The 16,822-nt window shown below is 38.2% G+C and carries 16 protein-coding genes; 8 read left to right on the top strand and 8 right to left on the bottom strand.

Going from position 1 to position 16,822, the window contains the following annotated elements:
- The first annotated feature begins 57 nt into the window (after positions 1-57).
- The 3 genes from ACFSR6_RS01320 to ACFSR6_RS01310 all read left to right on the top strand — a co-directional run bounded on the left by ACFSR6_RS01320 (position 58) and on the right by ACFSR6_RS01310 (position 5,240).
- Positions 58-2,067, top strand: coding sequence for a hypothetical protein (locus tag ACFSR6_RS01320; protein ID WP_379073960.1), 2,010 nt, complete (start codon positions 58-60; stop codon positions 2,065-2,067).
- 67 nt (positions 2,068-2,134) lie between these two features.
- Complete coding sequence (locus tag ACFSR6_RS01315) at positions 2,135-3,529, top strand: hypothetical protein (RefSeq protein ID WP_379073958.1); 1,395 nt, start codon at positions 2,135-2,137, stop codon at positions 3,527-3,529.
- Between the two features lie 106 nt (positions 3,530-3,635).
- The gene (locus tag ACFSR6_RS01310) at positions 3,636-5,240 is read left to right on the top strand and encodes a Na+/H+ antiporter (RefSeq protein WP_379073956.1); all 1,605 of its coding nucleotides are present in this window, start codon (positions 3,636-3,638) and stop codon (positions 5,238-5,240) included.
- 288 nt (positions 5,241-5,528) lie between these two features.
- Here the strand turns inward: ACFSR6_RS01310 and ACFSR6_RS01305 are convergent, their stop codons facing one another.
- The 4 genes from ACFSR6_RS01305 to ACFSR6_RS01290 form a co-directional block, all read right to left on the bottom strand.
- On the bottom strand, positions 5,529-6,950 hold the full coding sequence (locus ACFSR6_RS01305) for a Glu/Leu/Phe/Val family dehydrogenase (protein ID WP_379073955.1): 1,422 nt from the start codon (positions 6,948-6,950) through the stop codon (positions 5,529-5,531).
- A 439-nt stretch (positions 6,951-7,389) separates the two neighbouring features.
- On the bottom strand, positions 7,390-7,608 hold the full coding sequence (locus tag ACFSR6_RS01300) for a CcmD family protein (RefSeq protein WP_379073953.1): 219 nt from the start codon (positions 7,606-7,608) through the stop codon (positions 7,390-7,392).
- Position 7,609: 1 nt separating this feature from the next.
- On the bottom strand, positions 7,610-8,353 hold the full coding sequence (ccsA, locus tag ACFSR6_RS01295) for a cytochrome c biogenesis protein CcsA (protein ID WP_379073951.1): 744 nt from the start codon (positions 8,351-8,353) through the stop codon (positions 7,610-7,612).
- Positions 8,354-8,435: 82 nt separating this feature from the next.
- A complete protein-coding gene (locus ACFSR6_RS01290; protein WP_379073949.1) occupies positions 8,436-9,101 on the bottom strand; it encodes a heme exporter protein CcmB in 666 nt (221 codons plus the stop codon).
- 249 nt (positions 9,102-9,350) lie between these two features.
- Between ACFSR6_RS01290 and ACFSR6_RS01285 the strand changes: the two genes are divergently transcribed.
- The 3 genes from ACFSR6_RS01285 to ACFSR6_RS01275 are packed head-to-tail and all read left to right on the top strand — an operon-like array spanning position 9,351 to position 10,807.
- Positions 9,351-9,830, top strand: a complete 480-nt coding sequence (locus tag ACFSR6_RS01285) for a methylated-DNA--[protein]-cysteine S-methyltransferase (protein ID WP_379073948.1) — start codon at positions 9,351-9,353, stop codon at positions 9,828-9,830.
- 23 nt (positions 9,831-9,853) lie between these two features.
- Positions 9,854-10,243: a cupin domain-containing protein gene (locus ACFSR6_RS01280; RefSeq protein WP_379073946.1), complete on the top strand. Its 390-nt coding sequence runs from the start codon at positions 9,854-9,856 to the stop codon at positions 10,241-10,243.
- Between the two features lie 54 nt (positions 10,244-10,297).
- Positions 10,298-10,807: a lipocalin family protein gene (locus ACFSR6_RS01275; RefSeq protein ID WP_379073944.1), complete on the top strand. Its 510-nt coding sequence runs from the start codon at positions 10,298-10,300 to the stop codon at positions 10,805-10,807.
- Here ACFSR6_RS01275 and ACFSR6_RS01270 read toward each other — a convergent pair.
- The 3 genes from ACFSR6_RS01270 to ACFSR6_RS01260 all read right to left on the bottom strand — a co-directional run bounded on the left by ACFSR6_RS01270 (position 10,804) and on the right by ACFSR6_RS01260 (position 13,396).
- On the bottom strand, positions 10,804-11,202 hold the full coding sequence (locus ACFSR6_RS01270; protein WP_379073942.1) for a hypothetical protein: 399 nt from the start codon (positions 11,200-11,202) through the stop codon (positions 10,804-10,806). The two genes, ACFSR6_RS01275 and ACFSR6_RS01270, sit on opposite strands and share 4 nt — an antisense overlap.
- Positions 11,203-11,341: 139 nt before the next feature.
- Positions 11,342-11,677: a gliding motility protein GldC gene (gene gldC, locus ACFSR6_RS01265; protein WP_183763096.1), complete on the bottom strand. Its 336-nt coding sequence runs from the start codon at positions 11,675-11,677 to the stop codon at positions 11,342-11,344.
- Between the two features lie 372 nt (positions 11,678-12,049).
- Entirely contained in the window at positions 12,050-13,396 is a 1,347-nt protein-coding gene (locus ACFSR6_RS01260) for a DEAD/DEAH box helicase (RefSeq protein ID WP_379073940.1), read from the bottom strand.
- A gap of 295 nt (positions 13,397-13,691) precedes the next feature.
- Here ACFSR6_RS01260 and ACFSR6_RS01255 point away from each other — a divergent pair, with 295 nt between their 5' ends.
- The gene (locus tag ACFSR6_RS01255) at positions 13,692-15,026 is read left to right on the top strand and encodes a dihydroorotase (RefSeq protein ID WP_379073938.1); all 1,335 of its coding nucleotides are present in this window, start codon (positions 13,692-13,694) and stop codon (positions 15,024-15,026) included.
- Between the two features lie 14 nt (positions 15,027-15,040).
- Complete coding sequence (locus ACFSR6_RS01250; protein ID WP_379073936.1) at positions 15,041-16,114, top strand: DUF3810 domain-containing protein; 1,074 nt, start codon at positions 15,041-15,043, stop codon at positions 16,112-16,114.
- A 63-nt stretch (positions 16,115-16,177) separates the two neighbouring features.
- Here ACFSR6_RS01250 and miaE read toward each other — a convergent pair whose 3' ends face one another.
- Complete coding sequence (gene miaE, locus ACFSR6_RS01245) at positions 16,178-16,759, bottom strand: tRNA-(ms[2]io[6]A)-hydroxylase (RefSeq protein ID WP_183763083.1); 582 nt, start codon at positions 16,757-16,759, stop codon at positions 16,178-16,180.
- Positions 16,760-16,822: the final 63 nt, after the last annotated feature.

The raw sequence follows: 16,822 nt of genomic DNA, 5'->3' as shown, positions 1-16,822 counted from the left end.
TTTGGACACCGAAACCAAGACACAAACATGGTTCTTATCTCTAAAAAATCTATTTAAATGAAAAAAATTCTAATTGCCATCTCCCTCTTTTTATTATTCAATTGTGCCCAGGCACAAGATTTGGTCAAAAAGATCCCATCGAATGCTTTCACAGTAGCGACCATTAAAGGCGATAACATTTTTAAACTCATGTTTGTAAAAGATTTTAACGAATCTTTTGTGGGTAAGAAATTACTGGAAGGCACCTCCAAATCGCTTGATAAAAATTTTACGACTATCGAAGATTTCGGTATTAACCTGGATAAAAACATGTATTACTTTAACCAGCTAACCGATAGCATCAATTATAACTGTTTTCTGATCCCATTAAAAGATGCCACTAAATTTGAAAGTCTGATTAACAATAAAGACAATAGAATTAAAACCACCGGCGATACCAAAACCATGGTGTTAGCTGATAGTACCAGCATCATAAAGTGGAACAACAACATGCTATATTTTGTTAACGGTAGTATTAAAAGCACTTTCTTTGCTGATTCGGCTAAATCGGCCCGTTATGGCATTAAGGATATCAGGTTTCAGAACGATGAAGCTACTTTAGTCGATAGTGCCGCGGTAGCAGTAGATTCGGCATATGTAACCACAGCCGACGAGCCTATGGTAGAAACTACAGTTGCACCACCTGTAAAAGTTAAAGCAAAACCAAAAACAGTTGCTAAAAAGACCACTAAAAAAGCCACTGGCAAGAAAAAAACTGTAAAGAAAAAAGTTGCGGCAAAACCAAAGCAGGAAGTTGAAGAAGAGGTTACGGCTGATGCCGCCATGGACACTGCAGAAGCAGTACCTGCAGCTGAAAGGATAAATGCCGACTATGATCTTTACCAGCAAGAACGTGCCGAACAGGATGCCAGGAAAAAAAGACTGGCCTTTACCTGGATCACTGCACAAGCCGAACAAATTTTTAACGGTAGCTACCAATCGATAGAAAGCAACAAATCATACACGGGCAGTTTAAATAGCAAAGCCATTGCAGAACTTTGGGTTTCGAGTCTGCAAGATGTTTATAATGCCGTTGCTCCCGAATTTGGCACTTACGGTAAATCGGGTATAATGAAAGGTTATGGCAGTTTAAATGCAAAGCTGTTTATGGATAATAAGAGTTTCCGCATTTCTACCGGTTTGGAACTGGCACAAGAGCAGGCCGATTCGTACAAAAAAATCATGAACAAAAAGTTGAACAAGAACTTTTTAAAGTATGTAAACAGCGATAAAGCGATTGGCTTTATGAGTTATGCCATTGATACCAAAGCTTACCTGGAAGAATTACCTAAACTGATGAAACAAACTTATGGTTCATTTCTAGGTGCCCGTATGGATGCAGAAATGGACTTAGGCGCTGATCTCCTGTCGCTATTGCTGGATGAAGAAGCAGTTAGTAAAGTAATTAAAGGAGATGCCTTGTTTATAATTAATGGATTGAACAGCAAAGAGGTAACCTATACTACTTACGATTACGACGACGATTACAAACAGAAAGAGGTGGTAAAAACTAAAAAAGAAACCTTACCCGATTTCCTTTTTATGTTCTCGTCTGATGATACTAGGTTGATTAACAAGCTCATTAAATACGGCGTAAACAAAAACTTTGTAAGCGCTGAGGGCAACATTTATAAAATAGTAGAGAAAAAAAGTCCGATTGATATTTATTTCCTTATCAAAGATGGTATTGTATTTTTTGGGAATTCATTAACTGAAATACAGGCGATCAACAGCAACCGGGTAAACAGCCAAATTAGCAAAACACATAAAAACCTGTTGAGCAAAAACAATTTCAGCTTCTTGTTCAATGCTAAAAACCTTGTAGGTAAAGTTCCTGATTCTGAAATTGGTGGCGAAGAAACCGCTAAAAAATTCAACAGCACTTTAGAGAAAATGGGTAATGTGTACATGAAATCGAACCCGATTAAAGGCAGGTTGGTTTCTGCAGATATCAGCGCAGAAATTCCTAACGGACATGAAAATGCGTTGAAATATCTGTTTTCGTTAATTGAGAATGCAGCAAAGTAGATCAGTTTTCAATTAACAGTTTACAATTGGCAGTTAACCGATTTAAACAATAACCGCTTAACCAATCATGGTAAAATTTTTAAAAATAACAGCAGCAATAGTTCTATTGCTGTTTGTTTTTTATTTTGGCTTTTTTAAATACAGGCAAATCCAGGCCAACAAAATATTTATTCCTGTTACCACCCAGACTTTGTTTAAAATAAATGTAGATGAACTATATAAAACCATAGCCATTAGTTATCTGAAACATCCCAGTCAATATGCAGGAGCAGACAAGAAAGGGATTAGAGAAAAGATAGCCGGTTTAAATACAGGCCTAAAAATACCCGCAAACATTTACATATACACCTTAAAAGGAAAGGCTAAAAATACTTTTTACACGTGTTTAGAAATAGCCGATAGTTTGGCATTTAACAGGTTTATGCTGAAAAAGCTTGCGTTACTAAAAAAGGATGCTCATTTTTTTCAGTCTGCAGACTCAACACTTTGCCTTCTGTTTAACAAAACAACTGTGAGCATGGGATTTACCATGACAAAAGAGCCTGTAAAAAACATACTGAAAGAAATACAGGACCAGAAGAACATGGTTAAAATTAGTGATAGCAAGTTTGCGCAAATGGCCAGCCTCACCGATCACTTCTCTTTTCAAAATGCAGAAAATTTAAGCAAGATTAATTTTATCGATGGAAAAATTGATTTTAGCAGTGAATTCGAGAATAAATGGATAGAACCTGCTGCCGAACCCAAGCATAGGATGCTAAATCCCGAAAGTACATTGAGTATGTGGTTAAACGGAAAAATTAAACCGGATTTAATTAAAAAAAATAATCCCATAAGTCCTTCGCTACTCTCGAAAGATAGTTTTTTCAGGTTTTACAAAGATTATGTGGATTTTGAATGGACAAAAACCATTACACAGGTAGATACAATTGTAGGCTACGAATACAATGATAACTTTGAACAGGTAGAGAAAAAAATACTTCAAAACCGGAAGATTCCCTCGATTACCATCAATCTAAATGCCGATGATAAAGCAGTTAGCAATTATCTATACTCACTGGGCGCCCTGGATCAATCTACCGGAAAGATTAGCAGTTCAATGATTCCATTGTACCAGGCTTACTTTAAAGGCAGTGACGGCAATGTTTTATTAACTACAGTTAAAGATGCTAAACCAGATTTAAAAAGGATATCATCTGCTGATTTCTTTTACTTTAAGGTAGACTTTAAAAAGTTGATTAAACAAACTTCAATACCCTTTATTGCTGATAAACTGGGTAGTTTTAGTCAATTGGAGATTAAAGCCAAAAGCACACGGAAAGACCAAATTAAACTTGAATCGGAACTTTTATTTTTAAATAAGGATGCCAACGCCCTCATCCAGCTTTTAAAAATGTTTAAAAATGGCTTCAAAAGCTCCCTGGATTTTAATTTATCTTTTGATATTCCGGCAGGTAAGTAAAGTCATTTCCAAAATAAAAACAGAAATATGCGATGTTATATTTGTTCTTTATTTTCTTAACTAAAGGTTGGTATATTCGTAAATTGACAACATAAAAATATCTTAAATGCTTCACGATAATTTGATTCTTATTCTGGTTTTACTTTTGGGTGTAACCCTATTGGTGATGATTGGCCAGAAGATAAAAATCTCCTATCCTATCTTTTTAGTATTAGCCGGCTTACTTATTGGATTTATCCCTGGTATTCCGCATATCAAAATCGACCCAAATATTGTTTTCCTACTTTTTTTACCACCCCTGCTTTACGAAGCTGCCTGGTTTACCTCGTGGAAAGATTTTTGGGAATATAAGGGTGCTATTTTTTTAATGGCCGTGGGTTTGGTTTTTATTACCTCCATGGCAGTTGCTTATGCCTCTGTAGCATTTATACCAGGTTTTACCCTGGCTCTCGGCTTTTTATTGGGCGGCATTGTTTCGCCACCCGATGCCGTTGCCGCAGCAGCAGTATTAAAAGGCATGAAGATTCCGAAGGTAGTAAGTGCTTTACTTGAAGGCGAAAGTCTGGTAAACGATGCTTCCAGTTTAATTGTGTTTAAATTTGCGCTAGCTACTGTAGTTAGCGACACATTTGTAATGCAGGATGCCGCAGTAAGTTTCGTTACCGTTGCGAGCCTGGGTATTTTAATTGGTCTTGCCATTGGTGGTATATTTTATGTTATTCACCGTTGGTTACCAACAACTGATAATATCGATACTGTACTTACCTTACTTACGCCATACTTTATGTATATTATTGCCGAGCATTTCGAAGCTTCCGGTGTAATGGCAGTAGTATCAGGAGGCTTGTTACTCTCCAGTCAATCGCATGTAATCCTGACTTCAAATTCCAGGATAAAAACGGTTAATGTGTGGTCATCATTAATATTTATGCTAAATGGTGTTGTATTTATATTAATAGGCCTGGCCTTACCAGATATCGTACATGGCTTAGGTTCTGATTATCCAATCATAAAAGCTATCGGTTACGGATTTGGGATAAGTATACTGGCGCTTGTTGTTCGCTTGATATGGCTGGTTTCAACAGCACAGATTACACTGCTATTTAATAAAAAAACTAGAATACGCTATCAGGATATGACTTGGCATTCTTATGTGGTAATCATTTATGCCGGCATGAGAGGCGTGGTATCTTTAGCGGCGGCACTTTCCATTCCGGTAATGATTTCTGATTCGGTGGCTTTTCCTTTAAGAAACCTGATCTTATTCATCACCTTTGTGGTCATTTTCATTACATTGGTTTTGCAAGGACTTACCCTTCCTTTGGTGATTAAACTGCTTAAAATTCCTGAGCCTAAAAGTAAATTAACAGAACAGGAGCAGACTGATCAGATTAAATTGAAATTGATCGATCTTTCTTTAGATAAATTAAATACCGATTATCAGCACCAATGTACACACAATGAGTTAATGGTTAACTTAAAAGCAGAACTGCACCACTCTTTAAAAGAAAAAAAAGATAATATCCACGCTTTTAAAAGGGGTGAAATTAATACGGAGGACCTGAAAGCTTACCAGGAAATAGTGCTGACCTTAATTCAGCTTCAGCGGGACGAGTTGCATCATTTAAAGCATAACAAACAATATGATGATGAAGTGATCAGAAAAGAAGAATGGAGGCTGGATTTAGAAGAGTTGAGTATTACTTCTTAATGCCGCTTCTAAAGTCAGAATAAATGAAAAACTTAAACATTGTTTGCAGCCCCCATTGCAGCGGTACCCTTCAGCGAGGAGGAATCCCGAATTTTCGGGAAAGCGTACAAACACAAAGCGGGAACTACCTTTGTGAACAGTATTAGCCCTGTACTCAAAAAAATGGCATAAACTAAGGTTTAGGCATTAACGAACAGGAATTAAAGCGGCAAAGAATAAAAAATCCCTGCAAATTTTAAATTTGCAGGGATTTTTCGCTTTAAACTTTAGTCTTTCAGCTTTGAGCCCTTATGGCCAAACACCTAAATTCATGTAAGAAACTGCAATTTTATCAATCGAATTAACGAAAGCAGCTGTTCTTAATGTTTTAGTACCTGGTTTGGTCATTAATGTTTCGCGTATTTCGTGATACGAATGGATCATGGTATCTTCTAAACCAGAGTTTACCAATTCCATTTCAGAGGCACCCTTCACAATCATCAAACGGTGCTCAGGAAGTATGGTTTTCCCGGTCAGGTTTTCCAAAGTATTGATCAGGTTGGCATTGGAGTTAGCCGCATAACGGTTTTCCATACGGCCAAAAGCCACGTGCGAAAGGTTTTTCAACCATTCGAAATAAGAAACCGTAACACCACCGGCATTACAATACATATCAGGAATAATAATACCGCCCATTTCGGTAAAAATGGCTTCTGCTTCTGGTGTAGTTGGACCGTTAGCACCCTCAGCAATAATTTTTGCTTTAATATTGCGGATATTTTGCTCGGTAAACTGGTTTTCTAAGGCTGCAGGGACAATGATATCACACTCCTGCTCTAAACCTTCCATTGAGTTTTTGAAGTCTGTAGCTCCAGGGAAACCCAAAATGGAGCCTGTATTCTTACGGTGTGCAAAAACCTCATCAACGTTTAATCCGTTCGGGTTGTAAATGGCACCTTCAAACTCGCAAAGACCAACAATGGTTGCACCAAATTCGGCAAGGAATTTAGCAGAGTGGTAACCCACGTTACCTAAACCTTGTACAATTACCCTTTTATCGCCTAAACCTGCCTTAAAACCAAGCTTAGCCATATCTTCGGCAACTTCTACACACTCACGTACGGCATAAGCCACACCACGCCCGGTAGCTTCTTTACGACCACGGATACCATGTAAAGCAATTGGTTTACCGGTAACACAACCCAATGCATCAAGCTGACCCGGGTTCATGGTCATATAAGTATCGGCGATCCAGCTCATTTCGCGTTCACCAGATCCATAATCTGGAGCAGGTACATCAATACCCGGACCAATAAAGTTTTTCTTAATTAGTTCTGTAGTATAACGGCGGGTGATGGTTTCCAGCTCGGCAACACTGTATTGTTTGGTGTTGATTTTGATACCACCTTTTGCACCACCAAACGGAACGTTAACGATAGCACATTTGTAGGTCATTAAAGCTGCAAGCGCCATTACCTCATCTTCATTAACCATTTCGCTGTAACGGATACCGCCTTTTGTAGGGCTCATGTGGTGAGAGTGTTCTACGCGCCAGGCATCAATTACTTCAAAACCGTTTCCACGGCGGATAGGGAACTGGAAACGATATACACTATTACATGTTTTAATCTGGTTCAATAAACCTTCGGGATGATTGGTGAATTGAGCCGCACTGTCAAAGTTCTTACAAACATCTGCAAAGAACTTGTTCTCGTCTGCTAGATTAGCCATTATTTATTTTTTATATTGAATAAGTTTTCAGTGCAAAATTGCCTAAAAAAACTGCACATATCCAAATGCAAAAATACTTAGTGTACGGCTAACACCACCCCAATTGAGCTATAAAACTGGTTTCATACCGGATTTGCAAAACTGTTCAAAAACAATATCTAAATCGGTTTAAACCGGGAAATCTCTGTTTGTCAACGCTATTAAAACAACAATTTTGACTGACTTTTAATATTACTTATCGCTACAAAAAAAATTATAAAAAAAATATCCACAAGATCATTTTATTGCAATACTGATCAACTGACAAACAAAAACAGCATCATAATTACGAATATCATAAATCAACCATTAAAAATAAGACATAAAAAAAGAGATCAATATGATTTTGATCTCCTTTAAAAAATTAAATAGGGCTAGCGTAATGACGACCCGTTTTAAGCTATTTATTATTGTGGCTTTCTTTTTCTATTTTCTTTAATCTTTTATCAATGGAGAAGAGATAAGCCAGCAAGCCAACCAGTATGATTACGATACAGATTACAACGACGTAAATTTTTCCGCTGCTGCGAAGGCTATCTGCCATTTCAACGCCATTATCCTGTGCAAATAACTGCATAGCAGCCATCAAAAATATTAGGGAGAAAAATGTCTTCTTCATCTTAATTATGTTGTTGTTTGTTTGTTGTTGATTGATTTTCAGCGGTAACGAAGCTATCATGAACACTTTTGGTTTCATTTTGATCGGGCGTGTTCATGATGGTTTCTATTGAACGTATTCTGAAACGGATGGTGTATACCCAATAACCAATTAATATCCAGCCTAAACATGCCGGGTAAAACACCATGCGCATCCGGCTGTCTAAATCGTAACTGTTAAAACCGGGATTACCGCCGTTACCGGGATGTAATGAATCTTTTAAACGCGGAAGTACGAAAAGCAATACCACCATCATCGGGAAAGCAAAAATGTTGTAAATAGCCGAAATTTTGGCCCTTTTTTGCTCTTCATCTATCGCATTCCGAAGGATGAGATAGGCAAAATACAATAAGATGGATATGGCAGCAAAGTTCTGCTTCGGATCGAAACTCCAAAACTGTCCCCAGGTATATTTAGCCCAGATCGCTCCGGTAATTAAGCCTAAAACCCCAAAAATAATCCCTGCATTTACACTTTCAACAGCTTTTATATCGTCTATTTCACTTTTGCTGCTTAACGATTTTACGCTGTAAAAAACAGAGATCGAAAAAAGAACGATCATGGCAAACCACATCGGAACGTGAAAATACAGGTTACGGATCGTTTCATTTAAAATAGCCAGATGAGGTACCCCCAGCAACAATCCTGCAATTGCAGTATAAACAACCAGTACCGAAGCCAAAATTTTCCACCAGGTTTTTTTCATAAATATATTTAATTATTGAATTTTGAACGATCAAATTAATGAAAGCCCCTCTGTTCTGCGATCCGTTTTCTACCTTCCATATTTAATCCCTCCAAAGGTAAGGAAATAACAATAAAGAGGTTGCTACCATCAGCACATTCACCACCAGCAACATCGCAATTTCATCATAACTATTCTCCCATGGCAAACCATCAACTGCATTTTTAGCCAGTTTAATCAATAAAATCAATACCGGAATAATGATTGGGAAGCTTAATATCGCCATTAACATGCCCCCATTGCCAGCTTTGCTTGCAATGGCCGAAACCATGGTAAATACTGTAGAAAAACTCACACTCCCCAATACCACGGCAACATAATAAAGTACCATATCAGGCGGTGTGAAAGAATCGAAAACCAGAGTATAAAACCCCAATGCAATGGTGGTGAGTACCAGCATCAGGAGTGTATTGTAAACTGTTTTAGAAATCAGAACTGCTGCCGGACTGGCTAAAATGTAACTGTAGAGCTGCTGTCCCTTTGTTTCCTGAAGAAAGCTCTTAGAAACACCGTTAATAGAGGCAAAAAGCATGATGATCCAAAAAAGCGCATTCCATGTTAATTTATCGCCAAGGCTCACAAATGACAGGTAACAGGTAAAAATGGTAGAAACCACATAAAGCAATACACCGTTAATGGTATATTTGGAGCGCCACTCTAACAATATTTCCTTGTGAATTAAATATTTAACCTCTTTGGCCAATTGCATAACCGCAAAGATACTTTTATTGATAAATATTGCGCGCTTAAATTGTTGTATTGTTGTAATTTTGTTTGAAGTTGAAGCAGCAGAAAAAAGTTTGGACCACAGATAAAGAGGATAAACCCAGATGGTGTTTTTGATAGCAGCATCAATGAGATTACAGATGTTCTTGAAGTCTAACTGGGTGTGCATAGCAAAAAATAAGCACCACAATCGGTGTTCATCTGTGAGAATCTGTGTTAAAGTAATTATGATATGAACTACGCATCAGTTATTGCATCGCCTGTTGGCCAAATTACCATCCTTGCGGATGATGAATTTGTGCATGCCATCACTTTTGCCGAAACAGCTATTACCGGACTCACTGAAAATCCACTCACACTAAAGGTTGCCCAACAATTAAACGATTATTTTAAAGGCAAATTACAGCATTTCGATTTCCCGATGAAACAGAAAGGAACAGCGTTTCAACAAGGGGTATGGCAAAATTTACTGGCTATCCCCTATGGCGAAACCACCTCCTATGCTAAATTCTCGGCGCATCAGCCACTGGCCATCCGTGCAATTGCGGCAGCAAATGGAAAAAACAATATTGCCATTGCAGTGCCCTGTCATAGGGTAATTGGCAGTAACGGTAAACTGGTAGGTTATGCCGGTGGCTTATGGCGCAAACAATGGTTACTGCAGCATGAACGCGAGGTTACACAACAAGGACAAACAGAATTAAAATTTTAACACCATATTATTTTTTTTTGCAGATGGATACAGATCAAGCCGGAACACCAAATTATTTAAAAGCCATTCGCTTAATTAATATAGAAGACGATAAATGCGCATTCGAGACTGGAAAAATTCCCATCCGGCAGCACATTAACGTAAATTACTTTTTCGCTCAAACGGATGTGTCTACTTTAGAAAAAATCCCCCATCCTGCACCAAGAAGGCAATACGTAATTACGCTTAAAGGCAAACTGAAATTTACAGTAAGCAATGGAGAAACTTTTATCATTGAGCCAGGTATTATACTGATCGCCAATGATACTACGGGTATAGGGCATACCTGGGAAATTGTAGATGGCAACGAATGGGAAAGAATATACATCCCATTGGAAGAGGATACTGATGATTATTTTATGATAGATCAATAATTCCAAAACCAGGATCCGGTCAAATCCGTAAATAATATCAAAACCTAAGATATTATGAAAACGATCTGCTCCTTCCTTTTTGTTCTTTTTACCTATTTGCCAATGGAAAAAAATGCACCAGTGGTTAAATTGGATTTAAAAAAATATTCCGGAACTTGGTATTCGTTATATTCTATCCCTACGATTTTTGATAAAGGCAGTCGCGAAACAACAACCAGGTACACTTTGAATAAAGAGGGTTATTATAATGTAATAACCACCTATAAAAAGCCTGGTGATGAAAAGATTTATTCGCGGAATTCAAAAATGTTTCCTTCAGAAAACGGCGATGGTGGCGAATTGAAAGCGCAATTTATTTGGCCAATAAAGGTTGATTACTGGATTATCGAACTGGCCGATGATTATTCCTATGTGGTGGTTGGCCACCCTGACCATAAATTTTTATTCATCATGAGCCGTAATCGCACAATGCCAAAGAAAACCCATGATGAAATTATAGCCAGGTGTAAGGCAAAAGGCTATGAAGTAGAAAAACTTACTTCACAGTTGCACGAAAAGGCTTAAGCCGTTATTTTTTCGCCGCGCTTAACACTGAAAAGCATAAATATTACGCCAACTAAAAGTACAATCCATCCCCATTGAAAATGAACAACCTTACCGATTAGTTTATTGGCAAAACCGTATTTGGTGTAGTTGTTAGCCGTAAAATAAACTGCAACTATTGCCAAAACATACCAAATGGCCATTACAAAACTCATAAAGCGGAACGCTCCAACTTTTCTGATAAACAGGAACAATACCGAAATAACAATAATGGCATAAGTAATTAAAAACAATCTTGCATCAGATTGGTACAAGTTCCAGTTACCTTTAATCGGCACCTTCAAAATCGGACAAAAACCAGCAATAAAGCATAATAAAATGCCTAACCAAGCCCTGAATTTATTTAATACTAACATCTTTTTGTTTAATCGGTTAACTGGATAAATTGATTAATCGTTGTGATGGAATTGAGAGTTAATAGCTAAATTGTATGCCATTTTTTAATGACTAATGACTAATGACTAATGACTAATGACTAATGACTAATGAACTTAACTATTGCCCCTCTATAATTCCCATTTTATCAGCAAAGTGAGCACAATAATCGCGTAAATCTTCTACAATTAATGTTTCGCCGGTTGCTTTTAAAAAGCTATCGCCCAAGGTCTGTAAAGTTTCATAGAAGAAACGCTTCATCTCATCAACAGGCATATCTTTTGTCCAAAGATCGATGCGCATTGAATTTTTATAATTATGGTCCCAAAGGGCAAGGAACATTGATTTTACCGGAACTTTATCCGTTGTTTTTGCATCGGTACTCTCCCAAAGAATGTTCTCTGGCATATTGTTATCGTCTAACTCAACGGTTATTTTGATTTCTGCTTTTCTCATATTTTAAAATGGATTTCACCCATAACGGATTATACCAGTTTACGGGTATTTTATTCGGGGCAAAGATGATGATTTTACCAAATACTTCGCCTTTGTATTATACTAGTTTTTGTAATATTAACATCAAGATTGCGGCGATAACAATAAATATCAGTTCTATCACCCAGATTCGCTTAATATCCTTCAATGTAAAACGAAAAATAAGATCGGTTACAAACGTAACAGCAACCAGGCAAGCCAGAATAAGCAAATAGAAACCACTCAGGTTAATCTGCCTCGGTGCGGTACTTTTCTCAGAAAAAAGACCAACTACCATTAGGCTCAAACCAATTGCACCAATAATATTTAATGGAGTAACACGAAGTTTCATGATTATTTTTTCTTATCGAAGCGTTTACCTTTTTTAAAACTTTTTATTTGTTTACCAGCTTTTGCCCTGGCCTTATCTCTTGCCTTTTGTTCAATGGCCTTTGCATTTTTCTTTTCGTGGAAAGCCCCTTTAAAATCAGGATCTTCTTTACGTTTTTGCAAATCAATTTCTTTGGCGATCTGCTGGCGTTCCTCGTAAGGTGTTTCTTCGATAAAAACACCCTGCGGAATGACCTCCACCGGAATAGATTGACGAATCAGTTTTTCGATTTTACGGATATAGTATCTTTCACCCTCGGTAGCAAAAGTTATTGCATCGCCTTTAGCAAAAGCCCTACCCGTACGCCCAATGCGGTGCACGTAATCTTCGATAATAATTGGCACATCAAAATTGATGACATGGCTCACATCACTTACATCTATCCCCCTGCTGGCTACATCGGTTGCCACCAAAACCCTTACATTTCCTTCTTTAAAGCTATTAATGGAGTTAATCCGCGTGTTCTGACCTTTATTAGCATGGATTACCCGAACATTATCGGCACCATATTTACGTTCCATGAAACTAAAAATATTATCGGCAACTGTCTTGGTTTTGCAGAAAATGATTAAACGCGTAAATGCTTCATCGTTCTTCAGCAAATGTTGCAGCAAATTCAGTTTCGTTTTAAAATTCGGAACATAATATAATGTTTGCGTTACGTTTGCTGCAGGGGTTGCCTGCTGTGCTGTTTCAATAATGGTCGGGTTTTTCAGGAAATCGCCGGCAATTTTCTGAACCAGATCGCTCATCGTTGCCGAAAACAGCAAATTTTGTCGCTTGCGTGGCACTACTTCCAAGATACGGTGAATAGAGCCAATAAAGCCCATATCCATCATTTTATCTGCTTCGTCCAGCACCAGGAATTTTAAGCTCTGGGTATTGATATCGCCGGCAAGGTACAAATCCAAAAATCTTCCGGGTGTAGCGATTAAAATATCTACCCCTTTTGCAATCTGTTCCTTTTGTGTTTTCGGGCCAATTCCACCAAAAATAACCAAGGCACGTAAATCGGTATAAGTCGAGAATAATTTCACCTGCTCTGCGATCTGCATGGCCAGCTCTCTTGTTGGCGATAAAATCAAAGCTCTTGGATGATTGCCCTGAGCATATTTCAATTGCATTAATATCGGTAAAACAAAGGCCGCAGTTTTTCCGGTACCGGTTTCGGCAATACCAAAAATATCCTGACCCGATAATACCGGCCCGATGGCTTTTTCCTGTATAGGTGTGGCAACGGTATAACCTGCATCGGCAACTGCATTTAAAATCTGCCTGTTTAACTTAAATTCTTCGAACGATTTTGCCATAGCGTACAAAGATAGTGATTAAGGTTGAGGGTTTGAAGGCGTAAGGCAGAAGGTTTCAATCCCATGCAAAATCGAAGCTTCCATTTATCAGAATTAGGGGTAAAGCAATTTCAGTAATTCTTCGGTCGTGGCAGTCCTGCTATCCGTTTTATCCCGATGCCCGCTACGATCAGATTTATTTTACCTAAAACAGTAGCATTAAACTCGGTTCAATACCTTTCATCCGTCAAAACAGGCTGTCGAAATTCTCAAATCCTCTGCCTAACTTCTCAAATCTATTTTTACCTTTGAAACCATGAACACGTACCTGATAAAAGCTGCCACAATTGTAAACGAAGGACAAAAAATTGTTGCTGATTTATTGATAAAAGATGGATTTATCGCCAAAATTGGCCAAAACCTGGCTGCACCTGGTGCCCAGGAAATTAATGCCGAGGGGCAATATCTTTTACCAGGTATGATTGATGACCAGGTACATTTCCGCGAGCCCGGCCTTACGCACAAAGCCGATATTTTTACCGAAAGTATGGCTGCTGTAGCCGGTGGGATTACTTCTTTTATGGAAATGCCCAACACTGTGCCCAATACTTTAACACAGGAATTGCTTGCCGATAAATACGACATCGCGGCACAAACCTCGCTGGCTAATTATTCGTTTTATATGGGTGCAAGCAACGATAACATTGAAGAAGTTTTAAAAACTGACCCGAAAAATGTTTGCGGAATTAAAGTTTTCATGGGTTCATCAACCGGGAACATGCTGGTTGATAACGAGAAAACCTTAGAAAACATCTTTAGCAAAGCACCAATTTTAGTGGCTACACATTGCGAAGATGAGGCCACCATCCGCCATAACCTGGCCGAGTTTAAAGCCAAATATGGTGATGACTTAACCATCGAAATGCACCCGCTTATCCGCAGTGCAGAAGCTTGCTATAAATCGTCATCATTGGCGGTAGAACTGGCTAAACGTTACCAAACGCGTTTACACATCCTCCACATTTCTACTGCTAGAGAAATCGCGTTGTTTGACAATACCATTCCTTTAAAAGACAAAAAAATTACAGCCGAAGCCTGCATACATCACCTTTGGTTTAACGATAAAGATTATGCTCAAAAAGGCAATTTTATTAAATGGAATCCTGCCGTTAAAACCGAAGCAGACCAACAAGGTATTTTAGCTGGTGTTTTAAACGATAATATCGATGTTATTGCTACCGACCATGCACCGCACACTTTAGAAGAAAAACAGCAAGCTTACGCGCAGGCTCCTTCGGGTGGTCCGCTGGTACAACATGCTTTACCAGCTTTATTGGAAATGCATATACAGGGCAAGATCTCTTTAGAAAAAATTGTCGAAAAAACGGCGCATAATCTTGCCATTTGCTTCGATATCGAAAAACGTGGCTTTATCCGTGAAGGATATTGGGCTGATTTAGTATTGGTTGATCTGAACGACCCATGGAAAGTAACCAAACTTAATAATTTCTATAAATGCGGCTGGAGCCCTTTTGATGGCGATACTTTTAAAGCCAGTATTACCCACACTTTTGTATCAGGTAACCTGGCCTATGCAAAAGGCAAATTTACTACCGACCAGATAGGCAAGCGTTTAACATTTACCAGATAAAATCTCAGTAAACAATGACTAAACCTGCAATAATTGTTAAATCAACAGTACTTGTTAGTTTAGCTGTCCTAATTTATGTTTTTGGCTTCTTTCCAGGTCTGGTTCAAAAATATTACTCAATTGGCTTTTACCCCTATATTTCAGCTACATTAAGGCTTATCTCAGGCATTTTTCCTTTTGCTATTGGCGATATTATTTACGTTTTACTTATTGGTTTTGTACTTTATAAAACCGTTAGATTTTACAAAAGGCGTAAATCACTAAAAAAGCAAGACAGCATCATTATACCGCTACAAATTTTAAACTTCTTTTTAATTCTTTACATCATTTTCAAAATTGTTTGGGGTTTAAATTACAGCCGGCCGAGTATAAGCGAAGAACTGGGCATTGGTAATGAAAAATACAATGTTAAAGAACTGGTTATTCTGGGCAATTATTTTGTCGATAAGACCAATATCTTAAAATTAAAGCAAAATAAAGTACCTGCCTATACGATTAAGGAGCTCGAATCTAAATCATCGGCGGCCTATGCGCTTATGTCGAAAAGAAACCGGGTATTCAGATATTCCAATCCTTGTTTAAAGTCTGTTTTAAATTCATGGCTCATCAGTAAAATCGGCATTGAGGGTTATTATGCCCCTCTTTCAGGCGAAGCCAATATGAACATGAACCTGCCAGATTTTGTGAAACCCTACGTGAGCTGTCACGAAATTGGACATCAATTAGGCATTGCTTATGAAGACGAAGCCAATCTTCTGGGCTATTTAACCGCAAGCAATAGTCCCGATGTAAACTACCAATATTCTGCCAATTATGAAATGTTGCGTTATATCTTATTTGAAATCAGGATGAAATCACCTGAAGATTATAAGGCACTTCGGGAAAAACTCCTGCCGCAAGTTTTGGCCGATTTTAAAACAGAAAAAGAATTCTGGAGAAAATACAATGGTGATATGTTCGGTTACATGGATGCCGCTTTCGACCGCTTTTTAAAACTAAACAACCAGAAAAAAGGAATCGACAGCTACCAGGATATCGTCATCTGGCTGTGGAACATTCACAAAAAACAGTTGTCAGTTAAAAATTAGTAATTTTTCAATTAACGACCACCATAAAAACTGACAGCTGTAAACTGACAATTGTCGACGGATTTAACCGTGTATCGCTTCTTTGGTACCAAAACTCTGGATCAGTTCACCCTCAAAATCAAGCCATTCTTTCCAGCGTTTTTCAACATCTACATCGGTGCTGTATTTACGGGCAAAATTTAAGAAAGTAGTATAATGGCCAGCTTCCGAAACCATCAGTTCGTGGTAAAATTTAGCCAGTTCCTTATCCTTAATATTCAAAGAAAGCACCCTAAAGCGCTCGCAGCTCCGGGCTTCGATCATGGCAGCAAATAAAAGCCTGTCGATAAAAGCCTGGTTACGGCTTCCATCCTTCTTACTAAATTTCACCAAACGGCCAACATAATCATCTTTACGCTCGCGGCTTAAAGTATAGCCCCGTTCCTTAATAATATTGATTACCATCTGAAAATGCTGCATTTCTTCGATAGCAATGGCTGTTAATTCATCTACCAACTCCTGATGTTCCGAATTTTGGGTAATCAGGGTGATGGCATTGGTTGCTGCTTTTTGTTCGCACCAGGCATGGTCAGATAAAATTTCCTCTAAATTCGATTCCGCAATATTTGCCCAACGTGGGTCAGTCAATAATTTTAATCCTAACATCTGGTACTTTATAATTGAGCTGCAAAATTAGAAATAATCGTCGCGGTTTTAAAATTGTGAACT

Origin of the sequence: Pedobacter vanadiisoli, assembly GCF_042684385.1 — a bacterium.
Lineage (GTDB): Bacteria > Bacteroidota > Bacteroidia > Sphingobacteriales > Sphingobacteriaceae > Pedobacter > Pedobacter vanadiisoli.
This window is presented reverse-complemented; position numbering and strand designations above follow the sequence as displayed.

Coding starts and splice junctions, on each gene's coding strand:
- ACFSR6_RS01255 (WP_379073938.1), top strand. CDS start 13,692: ATGAACACGTACCTGATAAAAGCTGCCACAATTGTAAACGAAGGACAA.
- ACFSR6_RS01290 (WP_379073949.1), bottom strand. CDS start 9,101: ATGCAATTGGCCAAAGAGGTTAAATATTTAATTCACAAGGAAATATTG.
- ACFSR6_RS01260 (WP_379073940.1), bottom strand. CDS start 13,396: ATGGCAAAATCGTTCGAAGAATTTAAGTTAAACAGGCAGATTTTAAAT.
- ACFSR6_RS01310 (WP_379073956.1), top strand. CDS start 3,636: ATGCTTCACGATAATTTGATTCTTATTCTGGTTTTACTTTTGGGTGTA.
- miaE (WP_183763083.1), bottom strand. CDS start 16,759: ATGTTAGGATTAAAATTATTGACTGACCCACGTTGGGCAAATATTGCG.
- ACFSR6_RS01250 (WP_379073936.1), top strand. CDS start 15,041: ATGACTAAACCTGCAATAATTGTTAAATCAACAGTACTTGTTAGTTTA.
- ACFSR6_RS01285 (WP_379073948.1), top strand. CDS start 9,351: ATGAACTACGCATCAGTTATTGCATCGCCTGTTGGCCAAATTACCATC.
- ccsA (WP_379073951.1), bottom strand. CDS start 8,353: ATGAAAAAAACCTGGTGGAAAATTTTGGCTTCGGTACTGGTTGTTTAT.
- ACFSR6_RS01315 (WP_379073958.1), top strand. CDS start 2,135: ATGGTAAAATTTTTAAAAATAACAGCAGCAATAGTTCTATTGCTGTTT.
- ACFSR6_RS01305 (WP_379073955.1), bottom strand. CDS start 6,950: ATGGCTAATCTAGCAGACGAGAACAAGTTCTTTGCAGATGTTTGTAAG.
- ACFSR6_RS01280 (WP_379073946.1), top strand. CDS start 9,854: ATGGATACAGATCAAGCCGGAACACCAAATTATTTAAAAGCCATTCGC.
- ACFSR6_RS01275 (WP_379073944.1), top strand. CDS start 10,298: ATGAAAACGATCTGCTCCTTCCTTTTTGTTCTTTTTACCTATTTGCCA.
- gldC (WP_183763096.1), bottom strand. CDS start 11,677: ATGAGAAAAGCAGAAATCAAAATAACCGTTGAGTTAGACGATAACAAT.
- ACFSR6_RS01300 (WP_379073953.1), bottom strand. CDS start 7,608: ATGAAGAAGACATTTTTCTCCCTAATATTTTTGATGGCTGCTATGCAG.
- ACFSR6_RS01270 (WP_379073942.1), bottom strand. CDS start 11,202: ATGTTAGTATTAAATAAATTCAGGGCTTGGTTAGGCATTTTATTATGC.
- ACFSR6_RS01320 (WP_379073960.1), top strand. CDS start 58: ATGAAAAAAATTCTAATTGCCATCTCCCTCTTTTTATTATTCAATTGT.